At 72.3% G+C, this 17,941-nt stretch carries 22 protein-coding genes; 13 read left to right on the top strand and 9 right to left on the bottom strand.

Annotated elements, in window-relative coordinates; all coding sequences use genetic code 11:
* The coding region (locus ABT08_RS05935) for a patatin-like phospholipase family protein (RefSeq protein WP_288114242.1) at nucleotides 1–804 on the bottom strand (804 nt) is incomplete at its 3' end.
* Nucleotides 805–856: 52 nt separating this feature from the next.
* Nucleotides 857–1,195, bottom strand: coding sequence for an ArsR/SmtB family transcription factor (locus ABT08_RS05940; protein WP_056207376.1), 339 nt, complete (start codon nucleotides 1,193–1,195; stop codon nucleotides 857–859).
* An 81-nt stretch (nucleotides 1,196–1,276) separates the two neighbouring features.
* Here ABT08_RS05940 and ABT08_RS05945 point away from each other — a divergent pair, with 81 nt between their 5' ends.
* Genes ABT08_RS05945 through ABT08_RS05955 form a run of 3 tightly spaced genes read left to right on the top strand, consistent with a single transcriptional unit; the run spans nucleotide 1,277 to nucleotide 3,865 of the window.
* Nucleotides 1,277–2,518 carry an MFS transporter gene (locus tag ABT08_RS05945; protein WP_056207374.1) on the top strand — a complete coding sequence of 414 codons (1,242 nt, stop codon included), beginning with the start codon at nucleotides 1,277–1,279 and terminating at the stop codon, nucleotides 2,516–2,518.
* A gap of 37 nt (nucleotides 2,519–2,555) precedes the next feature.
* On the top strand, nucleotides 2,556–3,149 hold the full coding sequence (locus tag ABT08_RS05950; RefSeq protein WP_288114245.1) for a sulfite oxidase-like oxidoreductase: 594 nt from the start codon (nucleotides 2,556–2,558) through the stop codon (nucleotides 3,147–3,149).
* Nucleotides 3,146–3,865: an FAD-binding oxidoreductase gene (locus tag ABT08_RS05955; RefSeq protein WP_048809201.1), complete on the top strand. Its 720-nt coding sequence runs from the start codon at nucleotides 3,146–3,148 to the stop codon at nucleotides 3,863–3,865. Before ABT08_RS05950 ends, ABT08_RS05955 begins: the two co-directional genes overlap by 4 nt.
* Before the next feature lie 5 nt (nucleotides 3,866–3,870).
* Here ABT08_RS05955 and ABT08_RS05960 read toward each other — a convergent pair whose 3' ends face one another.
* Nucleotides 3,871–4,431, bottom strand: coding sequence for a helix-turn-helix domain-containing protein (locus ABT08_RS05960; RefSeq protein ID WP_045247057.1), 561 nt, complete (start codon nucleotides 4,429–4,431; stop codon nucleotides 3,871–3,873).
* Nucleotides 4,432–4,498: 67 nt separating this feature from the next.
* On the opposite strand from ABT08_RS05960, the gene ABT08_RS05965 reads away from it, so the two are divergent.
* The 3 genes from ABT08_RS05965 to ABT08_RS05975 are packed head-to-tail and all read left to right on the top strand — an operon-like array spanning nucleotide 4,499 to nucleotide 7,731.
* Nucleotides 4,499–6,172 carry an FAD-dependent oxidoreductase gene (locus ABT08_RS05965; RefSeq protein WP_288114248.1) on the top strand — a complete coding sequence of 558 codons (1,674 nt, stop codon included), beginning with the start codon at nucleotides 4,499–4,501 and terminating at the stop codon, nucleotides 6,170–6,172.
* 39 nt (nucleotides 6,173–6,211) lie between these two features.
* A complete protein-coding gene (locus ABT08_RS05970; protein ID WP_056207367.1) occupies nucleotides 6,212–6,556 on the top strand; it encodes a nuclear transport factor 2 family protein in 345 nt (114 codons plus the stop codon).
* Between the two features lie 29 nt (nucleotides 6,557–6,585).
* Nucleotides 6,586–7,731, top strand: coding sequence for a glycerate kinase (locus ABT08_RS05975; protein WP_056207365.1), 1,146 nt, complete (start codon nucleotides 6,586–6,588; stop codon nucleotides 7,729–7,731).
* Nucleotides 7,732–7,744: 13 nt separating this feature from the next.
* On the opposite strand, the gene ABT08_RS05980 is transcribed toward ABT08_RS05975, so the two are convergent.
* Nucleotides 7,745–8,167 (bottom strand): VOC family protein, encoded by a 423-nt coding sequence (locus tag ABT08_RS05980; RefSeq protein ID WP_056207363.1) that lies wholly within the window; start codon nucleotides 8,165–8,167, stop codon nucleotides 7,745–7,747.
* A 42-nt stretch (nucleotides 8,168–8,209) separates the two neighbouring features.
* Nucleotides 8,210–9,199 carry a squalene cyclase gene (locus ABT08_RS05985; protein WP_288114251.1) on the bottom strand — a complete coding sequence of 330 codons (990 nt, stop codon included), beginning with the start codon at nucleotides 9,197–9,199 and terminating at the stop codon, nucleotides 8,210–8,212.
* Nucleotides 9,200–9,252: 53 nt separating this feature from the next.
* Here ABT08_RS05985 and ABT08_RS05990 point away from each other — a divergent pair, with 53 nt between their 5' ends.
* Complete coding sequence (locus ABT08_RS05990) at nucleotides 9,253–10,413, top strand: AI-2E family transporter (protein ID WP_162237840.1); 1,161 nt, start codon at nucleotides 9,253–9,255, stop codon at nucleotides 10,411–10,413.
* A gap of 1 nt (nucleotide 10,414) precedes the next feature.
* The gene (locus tag ABT08_RS05995; RefSeq protein WP_045247051.1) at nucleotides 10,415–11,206 is read left to right on the top strand and encodes a dienelactone hydrolase family protein; all 792 of its coding nucleotides are present in this window, start codon (nucleotides 10,415–10,417) and stop codon (nucleotides 11,204–11,206) included.
* Nucleotides 11,207–11,208: 2 nt separating this feature from the next.
* Here ABT08_RS05995 and ABT08_RS06000 read toward each other — a convergent pair whose 3' ends face one another.
* The gene (locus ABT08_RS06000) at nucleotides 11,209–11,574 is read right to left on the bottom strand and encodes a VOC family protein (RefSeq protein ID WP_056207356.1); all 366 of its coding nucleotides are present in this window, start codon (nucleotides 11,572–11,574) and stop codon (nucleotides 11,209–11,211) included.
* Between the two features lie 120 nt (nucleotides 11,575–11,694).
* Between ABT08_RS06000 and ABT08_RS06005 the strand changes: the two genes are divergently transcribed.
* From ABT08_RS06005 to ABT08_RS06015, 3 genes are all read left to right on the top strand, one after another.
* Entirely contained in the window at nucleotides 11,695–12,780 is a 1,086-nt protein-coding gene (locus tag ABT08_RS06005; protein WP_288114252.1) for an alkene reductase, read from the top strand.
* A 69-nt stretch (nucleotides 12,781–12,849) separates the two neighbouring features.
* Complete coding sequence (locus ABT08_RS06010; RefSeq protein WP_045247048.1) at nucleotides 12,850–13,512, top strand: hypothetical protein; 663 nt, start codon at nucleotides 12,850–12,852, stop codon at nucleotides 13,510–13,512.
* Nucleotides 13,509–13,838 (top strand): hypothetical protein, encoded by a 330-nt coding sequence (locus tag ABT08_RS06015; protein ID WP_056207353.1) that lies wholly within the window; start codon nucleotides 13,509–13,511, stop codon nucleotides 13,836–13,838. Before ABT08_RS06010 ends, ABT08_RS06015 begins: the two co-directional genes overlap by 4 nt.
* A gap of 26 nt (nucleotides 13,839–13,864) precedes the next feature.
* Here the strand turns inward: ABT08_RS06015 and purB are convergent, their stop codons facing one another.
* Nucleotides 13,865–15,274, bottom strand: a complete 1,410-nt coding sequence (purB, locus tag ABT08_RS06020) for an adenylosuccinate lyase (protein ID WP_045247046.1) — start codon at nucleotides 15,272–15,274, stop codon at nucleotides 13,865–13,867.
* Nucleotides 15,271–15,774 (bottom strand): low molecular weight protein-tyrosine-phosphatase, encoded by a 504-nt coding sequence (locus tag ABT08_RS06025; protein ID WP_045247045.1) that lies wholly within the window; start codon nucleotides 15,772–15,774, stop codon nucleotides 15,271–15,273. The genes purB and ABT08_RS06025 overlap by 4 nt, the downstream gene beginning before the upstream one ends.
* 114 nt (nucleotides 15,775–15,888) lie before the next feature.
* Between ABT08_RS06025 and ABT08_RS06030 the strand changes: the two genes are divergently transcribed.
* Nucleotides 15,889–16,152 (top strand): hypothetical protein, encoded by a 264-nt coding sequence (locus ABT08_RS06030; protein ID WP_045247044.1) that lies wholly within the window; start codon nucleotides 15,889–15,891, stop codon nucleotides 16,150–16,152.
* Nucleotides 16,149–17,540 (top strand): hypothetical protein, encoded by a 1,392-nt coding sequence (locus tag ABT08_RS06035; RefSeq protein WP_288114255.1) that lies wholly within the window; start codon nucleotides 16,149–16,151, stop codon nucleotides 17,538–17,540. The genes ABT08_RS06030 and ABT08_RS06035 overlap by 4 nt, the downstream gene beginning before the upstream one ends.
* Here ABT08_RS06035 and ABT08_RS06040 read toward each other — a convergent pair.
* Entirely contained in the window at nucleotides 17,518–17,907 is a 390-nt protein-coding gene (locus tag ABT08_RS06040) for a phage holin family protein (protein ID WP_045247042.1), read from the bottom strand. The genes ABT08_RS06035 and ABT08_RS06040 overlap by 23 nt on opposite strands.
* Between the last annotated feature and the right edge of the window lie 34 nt (nucleotides 17,908–17,941).

The following is a 17,941-nucleotide window of genomic DNA, read 5'->3' on the forward strand; positions in this document are numbered from 1 at the left end:
ACCGAACAGGTGCTCGACGTCGGAGTCCGGCAGGAGCGTCTCGACGATGCTGCCGGACTCCCGCAGTTCGTCGACCTGGTGGGCGAGGCCCTGTCGCCATGCCGTCGGCGTACGCACTCGGCCGCCGAAGGGCGAGAGCACGAGCACGCGGTCATATCCGGCGGCGAGGTCGGCGTTCTCCGAGCTGCGCCGGTATCCGCCGTCGATGTAGCGACGGTCGCCGATGCGGTATGCGCGGCCGCTGGCGCAGCTGGCGGCGACGGCGTCGACGAGGGAGATTCCACTGTGCGGGTCGAAGACCACGGGTTCGCCGCTGTCAGCGTCGACCGCCGTCACGCGCAGCTCGCGATCGGGCCAGGACGCGTCTCCCACTCGCTCCCTCACGGTGGCGCGCCACGCGTCGCGCCAGTCGGCCGGCCCGGTGACGTCGAGCTCGATCGCGGCGAGTCCGAGGCGGCGTCGCAGGTCGGTCGGATCGGCCGCCTCCGCGATCAGGCGCGCCGTGCGATCCAGTTGCGCTGACACCGCGCCGGGCGGCCGTCGAGCAGGAGGCGACGGCGCCCGATTCGTCGGGAGGGGCGCGAGGGCGCGCGCGAAGAGCTCGGCGGCGGAGGCGGCGCACAGCTGCGCCGCGACGGTGGCGCCCGCCGAGGTGCCGATCGTGAGGTGCGCCGACGTCACATCGACCCGGTGCGCTGCCAGCGCGTGCACGACGCCGATCGACCACGCGTTGCCCGTCGACCCACCCCCACCGAACACGACTGCGCGCGTGGAGGGGCGAGTGCCGGGGCTGGGGGAGGTCACCCGCTCAGTATCCCTTCCGCGGCGGGTCGATCCGAGCTCGATGAGGCGTTCGCTAGACCCGAGCCTCGGGCGCGACCCGCGCGGCACCGAGCACGGCGTCGAGCACACCGGGGAAGAGCGCGTTGAGGTCGTCGTCGCGCAGGGTGAGCCGGCGACCACGGCCCTGCGGGTCGTTGCGGATGACACCGGCTTCGCGCAGCACCTTCATGAGGTGCGACTTCGTCGACTTCGGGATCGTCGGGTCGCTGAGATGGCAGGCGGCCATGTCGAGCGGTCCATCGACGAGCTGGCGGGCGATGTCGAGCCGGTCAGGGTCGCTGAGGGCGAAGAGCACGCCGGTCAGAGTGATCTCGGAGCGATCAGGGTGCGGGAGGTCCGCGGAGCCGGTCATGGTTCGACAATAGTTGGACGATCCTGAAAACGGGAGTAGCCTCCTACTATTCGAAATCTTTCGAACCCTGAAGGAGCAAGGATGTCGACATCCCCGACGCCGATCGCTCGGGCGAGCCGCCGGTTCACCTACGGCTTCGCGCTCGCGATCCTGAGCGTGACCGCGATGATGGCGGGCGCCAGCGCACCCTCGCCCTTCTACTCGGTGCTCGCCGTGCGCATCGGATTCGACGCCGCCACGACCACGGTCGTGTTCGCGGTCTACGCCCTCGCACTCCTCGCGACCCTGCTGCTCGCCGGATCGATCTCGGACTACGTCGGCCGCCGCCCCGCGATCAGTGCGGGCCTGGTGCTCCTCGCCGCCAGCGTCTTCCTCTTCTGGAACGCGCACTCGATCGCGCTCCTCATCGCGGCGCGCATCGTGCAGGGGATCGCGAGCGGACTCCTCCTCTCCGCGCTCTCGGCCGCGGTCATCGACCTCGAACCGGCGTCGCGCTCGGGGTCGGCCGCCGTGTGGAACGCCGTCGCGCCGATGGCGGGACTCGCGGTCGGCGCGGTCATCCCCGGCATCCTGCTGGATGTCACACCCGACGCCTTCACCGCGATGTTCGCGCCGCTCACGGCGCTCTACCTCGTGCTCGCCGCCCTCGTCTGGCTCGCCCCCGAGACCGCCCCGCGCCTGCCGGGAGTGCTCGCGTCGTTCCGCATCCGCATCGGCGTGCCCCGCTCGATGCGCGCTTTGTTCCTCAACAGCGTTCCGGCGATCTTCGCGGGCTGGGCCACGGGCGGCCTGTTCCTCTCCCTCGGCCCCAGCATCGTGCACGCAGAGCTCGGGGTCTCGGCTCACCTGTGGCAGGGATTCGCCGTCTCGCTGCTGGCCGGCTCCGGCGCGCTCTCCGCCTTCCTCATCCGGCGCCGCAGCGCGCGGGTCGTCACGATATACGGCACGTCGGCGCTCGCCGTCGGCACCCTGCTCACCCTCGTGGCCCTCTCGACCTCATCGCTGGTCGGCTACTTCGTCGCGGTCGCCGTCGCCGGCTCGGGCTTCGGCACCGCGTTCTTCGGGGTCATCCGCTCGCTCGCGCCGCACATCCCCGCGACCGCACGCGCCGACGTGTTCGCCGTGATCTTCATGGTGTCCTATCTCGCGATGGCGCTCCCCGTCGTCGCGGCAGGGTTCCTGGTGCAGGTGCTCGGACTCAGCGCCGTCACCTACGGCTACGGCGTCGGGGTCGCCGTGTTCGCCGCGCTCGCCGCCGTGCTGCGGCTGCGTCGCCCCGATGCGCGCGTCGAGCCCGCGGCATCCCCCGCTCTGGGAGGATAGAGCTCACCGAGCTCCGCACCCCCGACGGAGGGCCGTCATGGCGAACATCACCCGAGGTTTCACCGGCCGCCGCCGCGCCCCCGATCCGGCGGTGCCGCCCGGCCAGTACCTCACCGACGACTTCCCGGTGCTCTCGGCCGGGCCCACGCCCCGCGTCGACCTCGATGAGTGGCGCTTCAGTGTGCGCACCGAGAAGGGCTTCACGACCACCTGGACCTGGAGCGACCTCCTCGCGCTGCCGCAGGAGGAGGTGCACACCGACATCCACTGCGTCACTCGCTGGTCGAAGCTCGGCACCAGCTGGCGCGGTGTGTCGCTCGACACGATCATGGCCGCCGTCGACAGCGACTTCGCGTACGCCATGGTGCACTGCTACGGCGGGTACACGACGAACGTGCCGATGGCCGACCTTCTCGGCGGACAGGCCTGGATCGCGCATGAGTTCGACGGTCGTGCCCTCGAACCGGTGCACGGGGGCCCGGCGCGACTGCTCGTGCCGCACCTCTACTTCTGGAAGAGCGCCAAGTGGGTTCGCGGGCTTGTGATGCAGAAGAAGGATGCCCCGGGCTTCTGGGAGCAGAACGGCTACCACCGTCACGGCGATCCGTGGCGTGAAGAGCGCTACGCGTGACCTCGGACTGGTTGCCCGCCACGATCACGTCGGTGCGGCCGACCGCCTCGCACGCGGTGGTGCTCACCCTCGACGTGCCGGGGTGGGCGGGGAGCCTGCCGGGTCAGCATCTCGACGTGCGGCTTACGGCCGAGGACGGCTATCGGGCCGAGCGCTCGTACTCGCTCGCGGACAGCGGCTCGTCGACCACGATCGAGCTCGCGATCGACGAGGTCCCGGATGGAGAGGTCTCGCCCTACTTCGTGCGCGACGCCCGCCCGGGTGACACCGTCGAGGTGAAGGGTCCGCTCGGCGGCTACTTCGTCTGGCACGACACCGACCCCTCACCGGTGCAGCTCATCGCCGGGGGATCGGGTGTGGTGCCCCTGCTGTCGATGGCGCGCGCCCGCGCCGCGTCGTCGTCGGCCGCGCCGATGCGTCTGCTCACCTCGGTGCGGTCGCCCGCCGACGCGCTCTACCGCGACGAGATCGCGGCGCTCGCCGCCCGGGGCATCGACGTCGACTGGATCTACACCCGCTCCGCTCCCGAGACCTGGGCGGGTCGGGTCGGTCGGGTGGATGCCGCGGGGCTGGCCGCATCCACCCTCTCGCCGTCCGTCCGGCCGCTCGTGTTCGTGTGCGGTCCGACCCCGTTCGTCGAGGCCGTGGCCGGCATGCTCGTCGATCTCGGCCACCCGCCGCTGAGGGTGCGCACCGAGCGCTTCGGCGGCGCCTGACCGGCTCAGCCGGAGGTGCGCACGCGGGTGTGCATGCGCTCGCCGTCGCCGTTGAAGATGCTCAGCACCTCAGCGGGCGCGCCGCCTGCCGCACCCATCGCGTGCGGGGTGCGGGTGTCGAACTCGGCCGCCTCGCCCGGAGCGAGCTCGAGATCCTGGTCGCCGAGCCGCAGCCGCAGCCGCCCCGAGAGCACATAGAGCCACTCGAACCCGTCGTGCACGCGAGGTTCGGGCAGGGGCCTGTCGGCCGGGTACGTGATGCGCAGGGTCTGCACCGGCGCGCTCTCGTGCGTGAGCGGCGCGATGATCAGACCGTCGCGGCGGATCACGGGTCGCCGCACCCGCGGATCCCGATCGTGCGGCGGCAGCAGGTCGTCGATGCGGATGCCGAGGGCCCGCGTCACCGGCAGCAGCAGCTCGAGACTCGCCCCGCGCTTGCCGGATTCGAGGCGCGAGAGAGTGCTGACCGACAGCCCCGCGCGGCGGGCGAGGTCATCGAGTGTCCAGTCGCGCGCGTGCCGCGCGGCGCGCACCCTCGGGCCGACCTGGGCGATCGCGGCATCCATCGACGCTCCTTGCTGATCTCGCAAACGAACTTGCATGATTGTCCCGCGGTGTCGTCGACTTGTCGACATGCATCCCGATCTCGACGTGATCATCCTCGGCGGCGGCATCGCCGGGCTCAGCGCCGCGCAGCTGCTCGGCCGCGCCCGTCGCCGCACGCTCGTGATCGACGCCGGCAAGCCCCGCAATCGCACCGCCTCCCACGTGCACGGCGTGCTCGGGCACGACGGGACGCCCCCGGCCGACCTGCTCGCGAGAGGGCGGGATGAGGCATCCGGCTACGGCGTCGGCGTCATCGAGGCGCGCGCGGTCGCGGTCGAGGCGACCGACGACGACATCACGGTCGTCACCGACGACGGGGCGCGCCGCACGGCGCGCGCGCTCCTCGTCGCCACCGGAGCGAGCGATGTGCTGCCCGCCGTGGCGGGGCTCGCCGAACGGTGGGGCGCCGGCGTGCTGCACTGCCCCTACTGCCACGGCTGGGAGGTGCGCTCCCGCCGCCTCGGCGTGCTCGCGACCTCGCCGCTCTCCCTGCATCAGGCGCAGCTCGTGCGGCAGTGGAGCGCCGACGTCACCCTGTTCACCGCAGACCTCGGACCGCTCTCGATCGACGACGATCTGCGACTGCGCGCGCGTGGCATCCGTCTCGTGCCCCAGCGCGTCGTCGAGATCGTGGGCGACGGGCCGGATGTCACGGGTGTGCGCCTCGCCGACGGCACGATGCTCGCTCTCGACGCCGTCTTCACGGGCGGCGACCTGACCCCCCACGACGACGTGCTCGCCGGTCTCGACCTGCCGCGTGTCGACAGCCCCACAGGCTCGGTGATCGAGGTCGATGCGACGGGCCGCACCGCGCATCCGCGTATCTGGGCCGCCGGCAACGTCGTCACCCCCATGGCGAACGTGCCGATGAGCATGGCCGCGGGGGCGACGGCGGGAGCCGCGGTGAACGCCGCACTCGTCGACGAGGATGTCGCGCGGGTGCACGCCGACCGCGACCGGTGGCCCGAGATCGCACCCGCCGACTTCTGGGAGCACCGCTACGCCGCGAGCACGCAGGTCTGGTCGGGCCGCGTGAACGCCGTGCTGGCCGACATCGCGGCCACGCTCCCCGCGGGCTCCGCCCTCGACCTCGGCTGCGGGGAGGGCGGCGACGTGCTCTGGCTCGCCGCGCACGGGTGGCGCGCCACGGGCATCGACATCTCGGTCACGGCGATCGGGCGCGCTCGCGCCGCCGCGGCGGACGCGGGGGCGGATGCGGCATCCGCTCGTTTCGTCGCCGGCGATCTCGCGGCGCTCGACGTCGACGAGACCTTCGACCTCGTGACGGCGAGCTTTCTGCACTCGCCCGTCGACCTGCCACGGGAGGAGATCCTGCGGGCCGCGGCTGAGCGGGTCGCGCCCGGCGGACACCTGCTGATCACCTCCCATGCCGCGCCGCCGCCGGGGAGCCCGGGTGCCGGGCACGGTCACGACCACGGCCATGACGGCAACCACCCCGCACCCGGCCACGATCGCGAGGGCGGTGCCCCGCACGACCACGGCCACGGCGGCGGCCACTCTGACCCCACCGCGCCCGCGCCGCGCTGGTTCCCCACTCCGGCCGAAGATGTCGCGGCCCTCGCGCTCGACCCGGCCGAATGGACCGTGCTCATCGCGGAGGAGCGGCAGCGCGAATCGCTCGCCCGCGACGGCGAGCTGCGCACCTTCCACGACAGCATCGTGCTCGCTCGTCGCCACTGAGACCGGGCGCACCCGACGCGCCGGTGGCACACTGACCCCATGACGGATGCCGCGACCCTCCGGGCGCTCGAACTGTCGCTTCTCGACCCGCTCGTGCGCCGCGACCCGATCGCCCTGGCCGCGCTGCTGCATCCGTCGTTCACCGAGATCGGTGCGTCCGGCGCGCTGTGGACGCGCGACGAGATCGTCGCAGCGCTCGCCGCCGAACCGGACGCTCGGGAGATCCCGCCGACCGACGAGTGGCAGGTCGCGGCGCTCGGCGATACCCACGTGCTCGTGACGTACCGCATCGGCGGGGAGCGCCCCAGCCGGCGGTCGTCGATCTGGGACGTCTCGACGGGCAGACCCGCGCTGCGCTTCCACCAGGGAACACTTCTCGGCTGACGCCGAACCTGGTGTGCGACGGTGCTCTCATGTCCGTTCACGACGAGGTGACCGCGACCGCGCTCACCGTGGTCGTCGCCCCCGACAGCTTCAAAGAGACCCTGTCGGCCCCCGCTGTCGCCGACGCGTTCATCGCCGGGTGGCGCTCGGCGCGCCCCGGTGACCACCTCATCTCCCGACCGATGGCCGACGGCGGCGAGGGAACCCTCGACGCGATCGCGCGCGCCGTGCCCGGATCGGTGCGCGAGCCGGTCGCGGTGACCGGGCCCGACGGTGCGCGGGTCGAGTCCGCGTGGCTGCGGCTCCCGCCCACGCCCGACGCTCCGCACGGCATCGCCGTGGTCGAGCTCGCCGCCACCTCCGGGCTCGAACTGCTCGGATCGCGCCGCCTCCCGTGGGATGCGCAGTCGGTCGGCTTCGGCGAGGCGATCGCCGCCGCGCTCGACGCGGGGGTGTCGCGCCTGCTGCTCGCGGTGGGCGGCAGCGCATCCACCGACGGCGGCACCGGCATGCTGACCGCGCTCGGCGCCCGGTTCACGGATGCCGCGGGCTCCCCGATCGCGCACGGCGCACGAGGGCTGCTCGATCTGGCGCATCTCGACCTGTCGGGCCTGCGCCCGCTGCCGACCTGCGGGGCGGTCGTGCTGTCGGATGTGAGCAACCCGCTGCTCGGAGAGCGCGGCGCGGCATCCGTCTTCGGACCCCAGAAGGGGCTCGACGGCGAGGCCATCGCCCGTGTCGACGCCGCACTCGCCCGGCTCGGCGGGCTGCTGCCCGGCGACCCCGACGCGGCGGGCGCGGGAGCCGCGGGCGGGGTGGGGTTCGCGCTGCGCGCCTGGGGCGCCACGGCCGCCTCCGGTGCCGGACAGGTCGCCCGCACGATCGGACTCCCCGCCGACCTCGACCGCGCCGACGTCGTGGTGACGGGCGAGGGCTCGTTCGACGGACAGACGGCCGCGGGAAAGGCCCCCGCGATTGTCGCCGGGATGGCGGCCGATCGCGGGGTCTCCGCGTTGCTCGTCGCCGGGCGACTCGTCGCCGACCCGACCACCGCGGGCTTTCGCGCCGCCTACTCGCTCACCGACCTCGCCGGGTCGGGAGAGGCCGCGCGCGCCGAGGCGGCGTTGTGGGTGCGCGAGGCCGGGAGGCGCGCCGCCGCGACTCTCGTGCTCTGAGCCGTGGGCGACGTCAGGCGAGCGGGGCGTCGTCGCCAGGGAGGGCGACGTTGAACATCCAGCGCACGCCGAACCGGTCGGTCACCTCGCCGTACATGTCGCCCCACACCTGCTTCTCGAGCGGCTGGCGCACCGTGCCGCCGTCGCTGAACCGCGCGAACCAGCCGAGCACGCGCTCGACCTCGTCGCTCATGAACGCGGCCGAGATGCGGGTCTCACCCACGACCTGGTCGGGCTCGAGACCGTCGGCGCCCATCAGATCGAAGCCGTCGGCCTTGAGCTCCGAGTGCATCACGTGAGAAGGGTCGGCTCCGGGCATGCCGAAATCGCCGAACGTCGAGATGGTCAGCTCTCCGCCGAACACCTCCTGATAGAAGGTCATCGCCTCGCGGGCGGCGCCGGCGAACTGGATGTAGGGGATGAGACGCGTGGTCATGTGAGCCTCCGAACGGGGTGACGGTCGTGGACGGTTCCGACGCTAGGCGCCCGCTCCTCGAGGGGCAAGGGCGGATGCGGCATCCCACCACTCGAGCACCCGCAGCGACAGGAACGTGAGCCACGGCGACGCCTCGCCCTCGGGCACGTCGACGTCGAACCAGACGGCGCCGGGGTGTCGATGCTCCTGCACCCAGCGCCCGTCGTCGCCCCGCTTCGACCGGATCGACGCGATCGCGTCGGCGAGCCGCGGGTCGGGGGCGACCCCGTCGAACAGGGCGGCTGCACGGAAGTAGTCGGCCGCGTGCAGTGCGCTGTAGACATGCCGGAACGGGTACGCCAGATGGTGCACATACGGCACCACCGGCTCGCCGCTGCGCAGACCGTAGAGCGCCCGCCGCTCGAGCAGGTACTGCTCGGCACCGTGGCGGGCGGCAGTCAGTTCGGGGAAGCCGAGCCCGGCCCGCTCGTAGGCGAGCACACCCTCGAGTGCATTGAGGGTCGAGGGGAACGAGGACCGCGTCGATCCCTCGACCCACTCGCAGTTCCAGCCGCCGTCGGGCTGACGGTGCTCGACGAACCACCGGGCGATGCCCGAGACGTCCACCCCGAGCCACGCCCCGGCGGCGAGGGTGTAGCCGTTGATGCAGCAGTCGACCTCGCCGTCCCAGTACGGCAGATCGTCGTACTCCCACCGCGCGTGCGTGCGCAGCTTCTCCGCCGTGCCGTCGAGGACGGATGCCGCCACCCCCCACTCGCGCAGCTGCTTCAGGCTCCAGGTGGTCGCCGTCCAGGGCTGCCCGTCGGCGCGCTGCTCCTCGGTGAAGTCGGCGGGGAAGAACGCACCGCCCGCCCACTGGCCGTCGGCGTCCTGCCGGGCGAGGAGCGCGGCACCCATGCCCTCGCGGGGCACCCGCGCGCGCGTCGCCTGCCACACCGCCTCGGGCACGCCGACGAGGTCGCGCTCGACCTGCCAGCGCAAGGCCGGGTCGGAATCGAGCAGCCAGGACATCACGTCGTCGCGGGGGGACATGTGGTCACGGTAGCGGGAGGCCGCGACATCCCGACAGGCGTATGTTCGACCCCATGACGCTCTTCTCGCGGCGTGCCTCCCCGCCGGCCTCCCCGGCCCCCGCCGCACCCGACCCGGTGCCGGCAGGCCTGAAGATCGGGGCGGCGTTCGCCTGGCGCCTGCTGGTGATCATCGCGGCGCTCGCGGTGGTGCTCCTGGTGGCGGTGCATCTGTCCGAGGTGGTCATCCCGTTCCTCATCGGTCTCGTGCTCTCGGCGTTGCTCGTCCCTTTCTCGAGCTTCCTGCAGCGGCATCACTGGCCCAAGTGGCTCGCGATCATCACCTCGTGGATCGCGGTCTTCGCCGCGCTGGGGCTGCTCTCCTTCATCGTGGCCATCCAGATCCGCTACGAGCTGCCGAAGATCGAGCACCAGATCACCACCGTCGTGGCCTCCGCGAAGGACTTCCTCGCCACCCAGCCGTTCGGCATCACCGATCAGCAGCTCGACACGTGGATCTCGGACATCGTCACCTACATCCAGACCCACGCCAGCGACATCGGCACCGGCTTCGCCGCCGCAGGGCTCGGCATCGTGCACGCGATCGAGGGCATCTTCATCGTGATCTTCGTGACGCTGTTCGCCTTGATCGACGGACCCCGCATGTGGCGCTGGTTCGTCCGCGTGTGGCCGCGTGCGGCGCGCCCCCGCCTCACCGCCGCCGGCCACGCCGGGTGGCGCACCCTCACGAGCTTCATCCGCGTGCAGCTGGTCGTCGCGGGCACCGATGCGATCGGCATCGGCGTGGGAGCCGCGATCCTCGGGGTGCCGCTGGCGATCCCGATCGCGGTGATCGTGTTCCTCGGCGCGTTCGTGCCGGTCGTCGGAGCGATCGTCGGCGGCATCGTCGCCGTCGGCATCGCACTGCTGTTCAACGGCTGGGTGCACGCGGTGATCATGCTCGGCATCGTGATCCTCGTGCAGCAGGTCGAGAGCCACGTGCTGCACCCCTTGCTCACCGGAAGCGCGGTCAAGGTGCATCCGCTGGGCGTCGTGCTCGGCGTCGCGACGGGCGCCGCCCTCGCGGGCATCGCAGGCGCCTTCTTCGCGGTGCCGTTCATCGCGACCGCGAACGCCATGATCGTGGCCGCCTACCGCACCGACCCGGATGAGCTCACCGGAGCGGGACACGATCCCGGCGCGGCGCGCGAGCGACGGCGACGACCGAGGGAGTGATGTGAGCGACGGCTTCGACGAGAGATGGGATGCCGCAGACTTCACCGCCGCGGGCCTCACCCACCGGGTGTTCCGACGCGGCACCGGCCCCGGCGTCGTTCTGGTCCCCGAGATCCCCGGTGCGACCCCCGAGGTGATCGGCCTCGCCGACCTGCTCGTCGAGGCGGGGTTCCGCGTCGCGGTGCCCTCGATCATCGGCACTCCGGGTCGTCCCGCGACCGGCGGCTACCTCGCGGCCTCCGCCCTGCGCATGTGCGTGTCGCGCGAGTTCGCGGCGTTCGCCCGCCGGGCCGATCGGCCGGTCACGTCCTACCTCCGCGCGCTCGCGCGCGACCTGCACACCGAGTCGGGCGGTGCCGGCGTCGGCATGATCGGCATGTGCTTCTCGGGCGGCTTCGCGCTCGCCGCCGCCGTCGAGCCGGCCGTCATCGCGCCGGTGCTGTCGCAGCCCGCCCTGCCGCCCGCCTTCGGCGCCGGCGCGCACGCCACCGGACTCACCGAGGCCGCCGAGGCGACCCTTGCCACCCGCGTGCGCGACGAGGGCCTGTGCGCCCTGGGTCTGCGCTTCACCGCCGACCGCAGCGTGCCGGCGTCCCGCTTCGCCGCGTTCGAGCGGGCGCTCGGCGAGGGCTGGCGCGCGTTCGAGATCGACTCCTCAGCGGGCAACCCCGATGGCATCCCGACCTCGGCCCACTCGGTGCTCACCGATCCGCACGCGGGCGAGGCGGGGCATCCGACCCATGCGGCCCGGGCCGCGGTCATCGACTTCCTGCGGCAGCGGCTCGCCGCCTGAGCTCAGCCGAGTCGCTGCTCGACGAGCCCGACGAGGTTCCCCTCCGAGTCGCGCACGAACGCCTGCCACTCGTCGGAGCCTGCGGGACCGAGGCTGTCGTCGTGGTGGGAGAAGATCGGATGCGGCGGCGTGACCACCTCGGTGCCGGCATCGCGCGCCCGCGCCACGGCCTCGTCGATGTCGTCGACACGCAGGTAGATCAGCGCTGACGGCGCCGCGCGGTCGACGAGCAGTCGCACCCCGTCGAGGTCGAAGAACACGAGCCCCGGCGGATCGAACGCCGCGACGGGCTCGCGCGCGAGCAGCGTCGAGTACCAGGCGGTGGCGCGCGCCAGATCTTCGGCATGCTGGGCGACCTGCACGAGCATCGGGACCCCTCTCGTGAACGTGCGGTGCACACCAGGATGCCGCGCCGCGCCGCCCGACGGAATAGGCAACCTCCGCGACGGGTTGTGTCCGGCGGCATCCCCGATCGATTGGACCCGCCCGTGCAGCTGCTCACCCCCGTCACCGTCGGCCTCCTGGAACTCCCGAACCGGCTGGTGATGGCGCCGATGACCCGCCTGCGCGCCGGGACGGACGCCGTCGCCACGCCGCTCATCGCCGAGTACTACGCCCAGCGTGCGACGGCGGGTCTGCTCATCACCGAGGGCACCTTCCCGAGTGCCGAGTCGAAGGCGTACCCCGGGCAGCCCGGCATCGCCTCCGAGGAGCAGGCGGCCGGCTGGGCGCTCGTCGCCGACGCGGTGCACGCCGCCGGCGGACACGTGTTCGCCCAGCTCATGAACGGCGGCCGCGTCTCGCACCCGGAGATCACCGGAACGGCGCGCATCGTGGCGCCGTCGGCGATCGCCATCGAGGGCGAGGTGCGGGTGCCCGGCGGATCCAAGAAGCCCTATCCCGTGCCGCACGCCCTCGACGGCGCGGAGCTGGAGATCGTGCGCGACGAGTTCGTGCTCGCCGCCCGCCGCGCGATCGCCGCCGGACTCGACGGGGTCGAGGTGCATTCCGCCAACGGCTACCTGCTGCACCAGTTCCTTTCGCCGGCGTCCAACGTGCGCACCGACGGCTATGGCGGCAGCCCCGCCGCCCGCGCCCGCTTCGTGATCGAGGTCACCCGCGCCGTGGCCGCCGAGGTCGGTGCGGCTCGGGTGGGCCTGCGCATCTCGCCGGAGCGCAACATCCAGGACGTCTGGGAGAAGGATGCCGCGGACGTCCGCGCGACCTATGAGGCCCTCGTCGACGGGGTCGCCCCGCTCGGTCTCGCGTACCTCAGCGTGCTGCACCCCGACCTCGACGGATCGCTCGTGCGGGATCTGCGTCGACGGTTCGGCGGCGTGGTGGTCGCCAACTCCGGAGTCGCGAGCCCGACGACCCGGGACGAGGCCGAAACCCTCGTCTCCTCCGGAGTCGCGGACGCCGTCGCCGTCGGACGCGCGCTGATCGCGAACCCCGACCTCGTTGCCCGCTGGCGGGAGGGTGCCGACGAGAACGCGGTCGACCAGGCGAGCGTCTATGGGCCGGACGCCCGCGGCTACACCGACTACCCCGCCCTCACGACCGTCGGGGGCTGACCGGACCCCTCGGTTCACAGCCGGCGAGACGTAGACTTGATCGACTCTGCCGCTTTCCGAGGTTTCCCCGTGCCCGACGCTCCCACCGCCCGCGCCTTCGAGGTGCGCCACCTGCAGTTGGCGCGCGCCGTGTTCGCGGCGATCGCGGCGGCGATGATCACGTTCTCTGCCGACCACTCCGCCTCGGTCGGACTGTCGGTGTTCAGCGGATTCGCGATCACGACCGCCCTCGTGTTCCTGCTCTCGGCCTGGCTCGTGTACCCCCGCGGCCAGCGCACACTTCCCCTCGTGCTCGGCGTCCTCACCCTCGTCGCCGGCATGGTCGCGGGTGTCGCCGTGATCCGCTCGACCGTGCTGCTGTTCGTCCTCGTCATCGTCTGGGCGCTCGTCACCGGGCTCATCGAGGGCATCGCGGGCGGGCGCGCGGTGCGCCGCAGTGCACGAGGCACAGCGGCGGCATCCGATGCCCGTGACGGCCTGATCGTCGGGGCCATCACGGTGCTGCTGGCGGTGGGGATGCTGTTCATCAGCCCGCAGTACGTGCTGCCGTACTACATCGCCGAGGCGAACCAGTCGTTCACCCTCACGGGTACCGCCATCGGCGTCGGCGTGTTCGGCGGATACGCCGCCATCATCGCCGTCTACCTCGCGATCGCCGGCCTCTCGCCGCGACGCCCCACCGCGCCCGCCGATGCGCTCGCGACCGCAGACCCGTCGAAGGACCGCGCATGACCGACAAGCCCACCCGCCGCGACCTGTTCAAGCCCGTCCAGCTGCTCGGGCTCGCCCTCGCCGCCGCCGTGTTCGCGGGCGTCGTCGTGCTGATCTCGATGGGCTTCTTCCAGGACCGCTTCTCGGGTCAGGGCCAGCACGCCCTGGTGATCGGACTCATCGCCGCAGGCATCACGTTCGTCGTGACGCTCGTCGTCATCGCGCTGCTCGTGCTCGTGGTCGATCCCGCGCAGGTCACGAAGGCCATCGACGGCCCGGTGCTGCTCACCAAGGACGCCCAGAAGGCCGAGAAGAACGACGCGGACTCGGGCGCCGACGCTCCGTAGCCGCCGCTGCTGCTCGCCCGTCGCCGTCAGATCAGCTCGACGAGCTCCGACGCGATGCCCGTGTACGTCGCCGGCGTCAGCGTCAGCAGGCGCTGCTTCGCGGCATCCGAGATGTCGAGCTGCGAGACGAAGTCGGCGAGATCGGATGCCCCGACCCGCCGCCCGCGCGTGAGGTCCTTCAGCAGCGCGTAGGGGTCGGTGATCGTCGAATTGCCTGCGGTGACCTCCGCCCGCACGACGGTCTGGATGGCCTCGGCGAGCACCTCCCAGTTGCCGTCGAGGTCGGCCAGCAGCACGTCGTCGCGCAGCGAGATCTCGCCGAGACCGCGCAGCAGGTTGTCGAGCGCGAGCAGCGAGTGGCCGAACGCGACGCCGATGTTGCGCTGCGTGGTCGAGTCGGTCAGGTCGCGCTGCAGGCGGCTCGTGACGAGCGTCTGTCCGAGCGTCTGCAGGATGCCCGCGGAGATCTCGAGGTTGGCCTCGGCGTTCTCGAAGCGGATCGGGTTGATCTTGTGCGGCATCGTCGACGATCCCGTCGCGCCCGCGACGGGGATCTGCGCGAAGTAGCCGAGCGAGATGTAGGTCCAGATGTCGGTCGCGAGATTGTGAAGGATGCCCCCGGCATGGCGCACGCGGTCGTACAGCTCGACCTGCCAGTCGTGCGACTCGATCTGCGTGGTGAGCGGGTTGAACCCGAGCCCGAGGTGCTCGATGAAGCGGCTCGCGACCAGACGCCAGTTGACGTCGGGGGCGGCGGCCAGGTGCGCCGACCAGGTGCCGGTCGCGCCCGAGAACTTCGCGAGGAACTCGGATGCCGCGATCTGCCGCTCGACCCGCTGAAGACGCCAGACGAACACCGCGAGCTCTTTGCCCATGGTGGTGGGGGTCGCGGGCTGCCCATGGGTGCGGGCGAGCATCGCGGCATCCCGATGCTTCTCGGCGAGGGCCGACAGGGCGGCGATGACCGCGCGCAGCTTCGGCAGCCACACGTCGTGCACGGCACGCTTGACGGTCAGCGCGTACGCGGTGGAGTTGATGTCCTCGCTCGTGCAGGCGAAGTGAGTGAGCTCGGCGAGCCGGTCGAGCCCGAGCTGCGCGAGCCGGTCGCGCACGAGGTACTCGACGGCCTTCACGTCATGGCGGGTGACGGCCTCGCGCTCGGCGAGCCAGTCGATCTCGGCCTGGCCGTAGTCGAGGTACAGCAGGCGCAGTCGGTCCTGGGCGACCTCGTCGAGCGGGGAGGTGCCGAACGCGCTCTCGTTGGTCAGGGCGATCAGCCACTCGACCTCCACCTCGACGCGGGCGCGGTTGAGGCCCGCCTCGGAGAGGTACTCGCCGAGCTCGGCGACCGCGGCGCGGTACCGGCCGTCGAGGGGGCTGAGGGGCTGCACGGGGAACGACGACGACACGGAGGACTCCTGTCGGGAGAAGGTCAGCCCGCGGAACGGAGGGCGGGCTCGAGCTGCCGGAAGAGCGCCCGGCAGGCCTTCTCAATCATAGTGAGCACGCCGTCGAACTTGTCGGGGCCGGCGTAGTACGGGTCGGGCACGTCCAGATGGTCGCCCGCCTCCGCGTCGAACGAGCGCAGCAGCGCGATCTTGTCTGCGTCGTTGTCGTCCCGCGACCAGCCCCGCAGGATGCGCTCGTGGGCGCGGTCGAGCACGACGACGAGGTCGCTCGAGTCGAAGTCGGCGAACGAGAACTGGCGCGCGCGGTGCCGGCTGCCGTCGTACCCGCGGCGCTCGAGGGCGTCGAGCGTGCGGGGGTCGGCGCGCTCGCCGACGTGCCAGTCGCCGGTGCCCGAGCTCGACGAGGCGACGCGGTCGCCGAGGCCGGCCTGCTGGGCGAGCGTGCGGAACACGACCTCGGCCATCGGGGAACGGCAGATGTTGCCGGTGCACACGAACACGACGCGGAACGGTGCGGACGAGGGCATTGCTCCATTCTGGCCCCGTGCACGGCCTCCTGCCCAGGGGCGGGACCGCCCGGTTTGTCCCCCGGTCGTGCTCTCACCTGCCTCGTGCGGGATGTCGTGCGCGAGCGTGGCCGTATGCCAGCCGCTGCCACCCCCGTCGAGGTCGCCGCCCTGATCGCCGCGTTCGACCACCTCGCCGACCTGGTGGGCGACCTGTCGGTCGCCGCCGCCCGCATCGCCCCCGAACTGCAGTGGCAGTCCGAGGCGATGCTCGCCTTCGCGACCCGATGGGATGCCACGTGCTCCCTCGCCGACCGCACGCGCCGCCGCGCACGGGTCGCGGCCGATGATGCGCGCTGGGTGCAGGCGACGCTGCTGGCGGGCGTGGGGGCGCCGTGAGCGACGTCGACATCCGCTCCGGCGGCACCGTCGCCGTCGACACCGCGACCCTGCGCGCCGCGGCCGAGCGGGTGCGCGCCCTCGCCCCGCTCGCGTCGGCTGCGGGAGAGGCGGCTCGGCGGGTGCGTGAACTGAGCTTCGCGGTGTTCCCTCACGGCGGCCGATTCGAGGTGGCGACATCGACGCTCGTGAGCGGAACCGGTGTGCTGGTGGCCGATGTCGCCTACCTCGCCGACGCGCTCGAGAACACAGCGGCCGCGTACGAGCTCGTCGAGCTGCGCGCCGAGCGGGCCCTCGCCGAGACCTCGGGCGACCACGGTCGTGTGGCCGAGATCGACGTGTCGATCGACGGACTCAGGGCGCGATGGCCGGCAGCGTCAGACATCGCCGATGCCTCCGAGCTGGCCGCGACCGGCCACTCCGACGAGGTGTGGCGCCAGCTCTCCGCGTGGGGTGTGCCGATCGTCGGCCTCACCGGCGCCCTCGGCATCGGCGCTCTCGCGCTCGTGCTCGGTGCGCGCGGCGCACTGCGGGGTGCCGATGCGCCCGGCCGCGTCGCGCGCGGCGCGCGTCTGGGCGGCTCCGTGCCCGCTGTCACCCTCCTGCCCCAGCCCGTGGGCGCTGCGACCGGCCGCCCCGCCGGGCTGGCCGACCTCTACGCGCGCGTGCCCACGGGAGAGGCGCGGGTGCGTATCGAGCGCTACACGATGTCCGACGGCAGCCGGGCGTACGCCGCGTACATCGCCGGCACCGACGGGTCATCGACGTGGGACAACACCGCGAACCTCGCGCTGTATCGGGGTGACGCGTCGACCTCGTCGGCCGCCGTCGCACAGGCGCTCGAAGCCGCGGGTGCGCAGCGCGGCGACACAGTGCAGGTCACGGGTTACTCGCAGGGCGCGATGGTCGCCGCCCACCTCGCGGCATCCGGGGAGTACGACGTGCCCGTGCTCGCGACGTTCGGGTCCCCCGTCGCCGTCGACGTCGATCCGGCCACCCTCGTCGTCGATGTGCGGCACGACGACGACCCGATCGCCGCCCTCGCCGCTCCGCCGAGCGCGGCCGCTCCCGGCGCGGACGGTGGCGTCACGATCGGTCGGGTCGTCGACCCCGCCACCGGCCCGCACGACGTCACGATGCCGGCCCACGACGGCGGCGCGTATCTCGAGACGGCACGGCGGGCGGATGCCTCGGGTGATCCGCGGCTCGCCGCCCTCGAGCAGCGGCTCGCCGTCTACGACGCGGCTGTCAGCGTCGAGACCTTCGCCTACTCGGCCGAGGCGGTACCCACACCCGCGCCGACGCCCACGCCGGGTCTCGACCCGTCGCTCCAGAGGCCGCTGGGCAGCCGAACGGGCGGGGACGTCAGCGGCGGCGGGGCCGGATGATGATGCCGGCGATCCAGTTGATGAGCGAGATCACGATCGCCGCCACCACTCCCCACCAGAAGCCGTCGATGCGAAGGCCCCAGTTCCACAGCCCCGTGATCCACGCGGTGAGCCACAGCAGGAAGCCGTTCACGATGAGCGAGAAGAGGCCGAGCGTGAGCACGTAGAGGGGGAAGGTCAGGATCTTCACGATCGTGCCGACGATCGAGTTCACGATCGCGAAGATCGCCGCGACCGCCAGCAGTGTGATCACCAGCTGCAGCGTCTCGCCGGGTGCGAACGGGATCACGACGACACCCAACACGGGAATCAGGGTCACGACCCAGATGGCGAAGGCGTTCACGACGGCGCGGATGAGGAATCCCATGCGCGCAGTCTCCCACGCGGCATCCTCGGGCCGG

Source organism: Microbacterium sp. SCN 71-21, from assembly GCF_001725695.1.
GTDB classification, from domain to species: domain Bacteria; phylum Actinomycetota; class Actinomycetes; order Actinomycetales; family Microbacteriaceae; genus Microbacterium; species Microbacterium ginsengisoli.

Excerpts from the sequence above, each read along its gene's own strand:
- ABT08_RS05960 (WP_045247057.1), bottom strand. The coding sequence starts at position 4,431 with ATGGATGCCGCGATCGCCCAGGTCGGCCCGAGGGTGCGCGCCGCGCGG.
- ABT08_RS06040 (WP_045247042.1), bottom strand. The coding sequence starts at position 17,907 with ATGGGATTCCTCATCCGCGCCGTCGTGAACGCCTTCGCCATCTGGGTC.
- ABT08_RS05945 (WP_056207374.1), top strand. The coding sequence starts at position 1,277 with ATGTCGACATCCCCGACGCCGATCGCTCGGGCGAGCCGCCGGTTCACC.
- ABT08_RS06030 (WP_045247044.1), top strand. The coding sequence starts at position 15,889 with ATGCCAGCCGCTGCCACCCCCGTCGAGGTCGCCGCCCTGATCGCCGCG.
- ABT08_RS05940 (WP_056207376.1), bottom strand. The coding sequence starts at position 1,195 with ATGACCGGCTCCGCGGACCTCCCGCACCCTGATCGCTCCGAGATCACT.
- ABT08_RS05965 (WP_288114248.1), top strand. The coding sequence starts at position 4,499 with ATGCATCCCGATCTCGACGTGATCATCCTCGGCGGCGGCATCGCCGGG.
- ABT08_RS05990 (WP_162237840.1), top strand. The coding sequence starts at position 9,253 with ATGACGCTCTTCTCGCGGCGTGCCTCCCCGCCGGCCTCCCCGGCCCCC.
- ABT08_RS05975 (WP_056207365.1), top strand. The coding sequence starts at position 6,586 with ATGTCCGTTCACGACGAGGTGACCGCGACCGCGCTCACCGTGGTCGTC.
- ABT08_RS05985 (WP_288114251.1), bottom strand. The coding sequence starts at position 9,199 with ATGTCCCCCCGCGACGACGTGATGTCCTGGCTGCTCGATTCCGACCCG.
- ABT08_RS06000 (WP_056207356.1), bottom strand. The coding sequence starts at position 11,574 with ATGCTCGTGCAGGTCGCCCAGCATGCCGAAGATCTGGCGCGCGCCACC.
- ABT08_RS06025 (WP_045247045.1), bottom strand. The coding sequence starts at position 15,774 with ATGCCCTCGTCCGCACCGTTCCGCGTCGTGTTCGTGTGCACCGGCAAC.
- ABT08_RS06015 (WP_056207353.1), top strand. The coding sequence starts at position 13,509 with ATGACCGACAAGCCCACCCGCCGCGACCTGTTCAAGCCCGTCCAGCTG.
- ABT08_RS05970 (WP_056207367.1), top strand. The coding sequence starts at position 6,212 with ATGACGGATGCCGCGACCCTCCGGGCGCTCGAACTGTCGCTTCTCGAC.
- ABT08_RS05950 (WP_288114245.1), top strand. The coding sequence starts at position 2,556 with ATGGCGAACATCACCCGAGGTTTCACCGGCCGCCGCCGCGCCCCCGAT.
- ABT08_RS05980 (WP_056207363.1), bottom strand. The coding sequence starts at position 8,167 with ATGACCACGCGTCTCATCCCCTACATCCAGTTCGCCGGCGCCGCCCGC.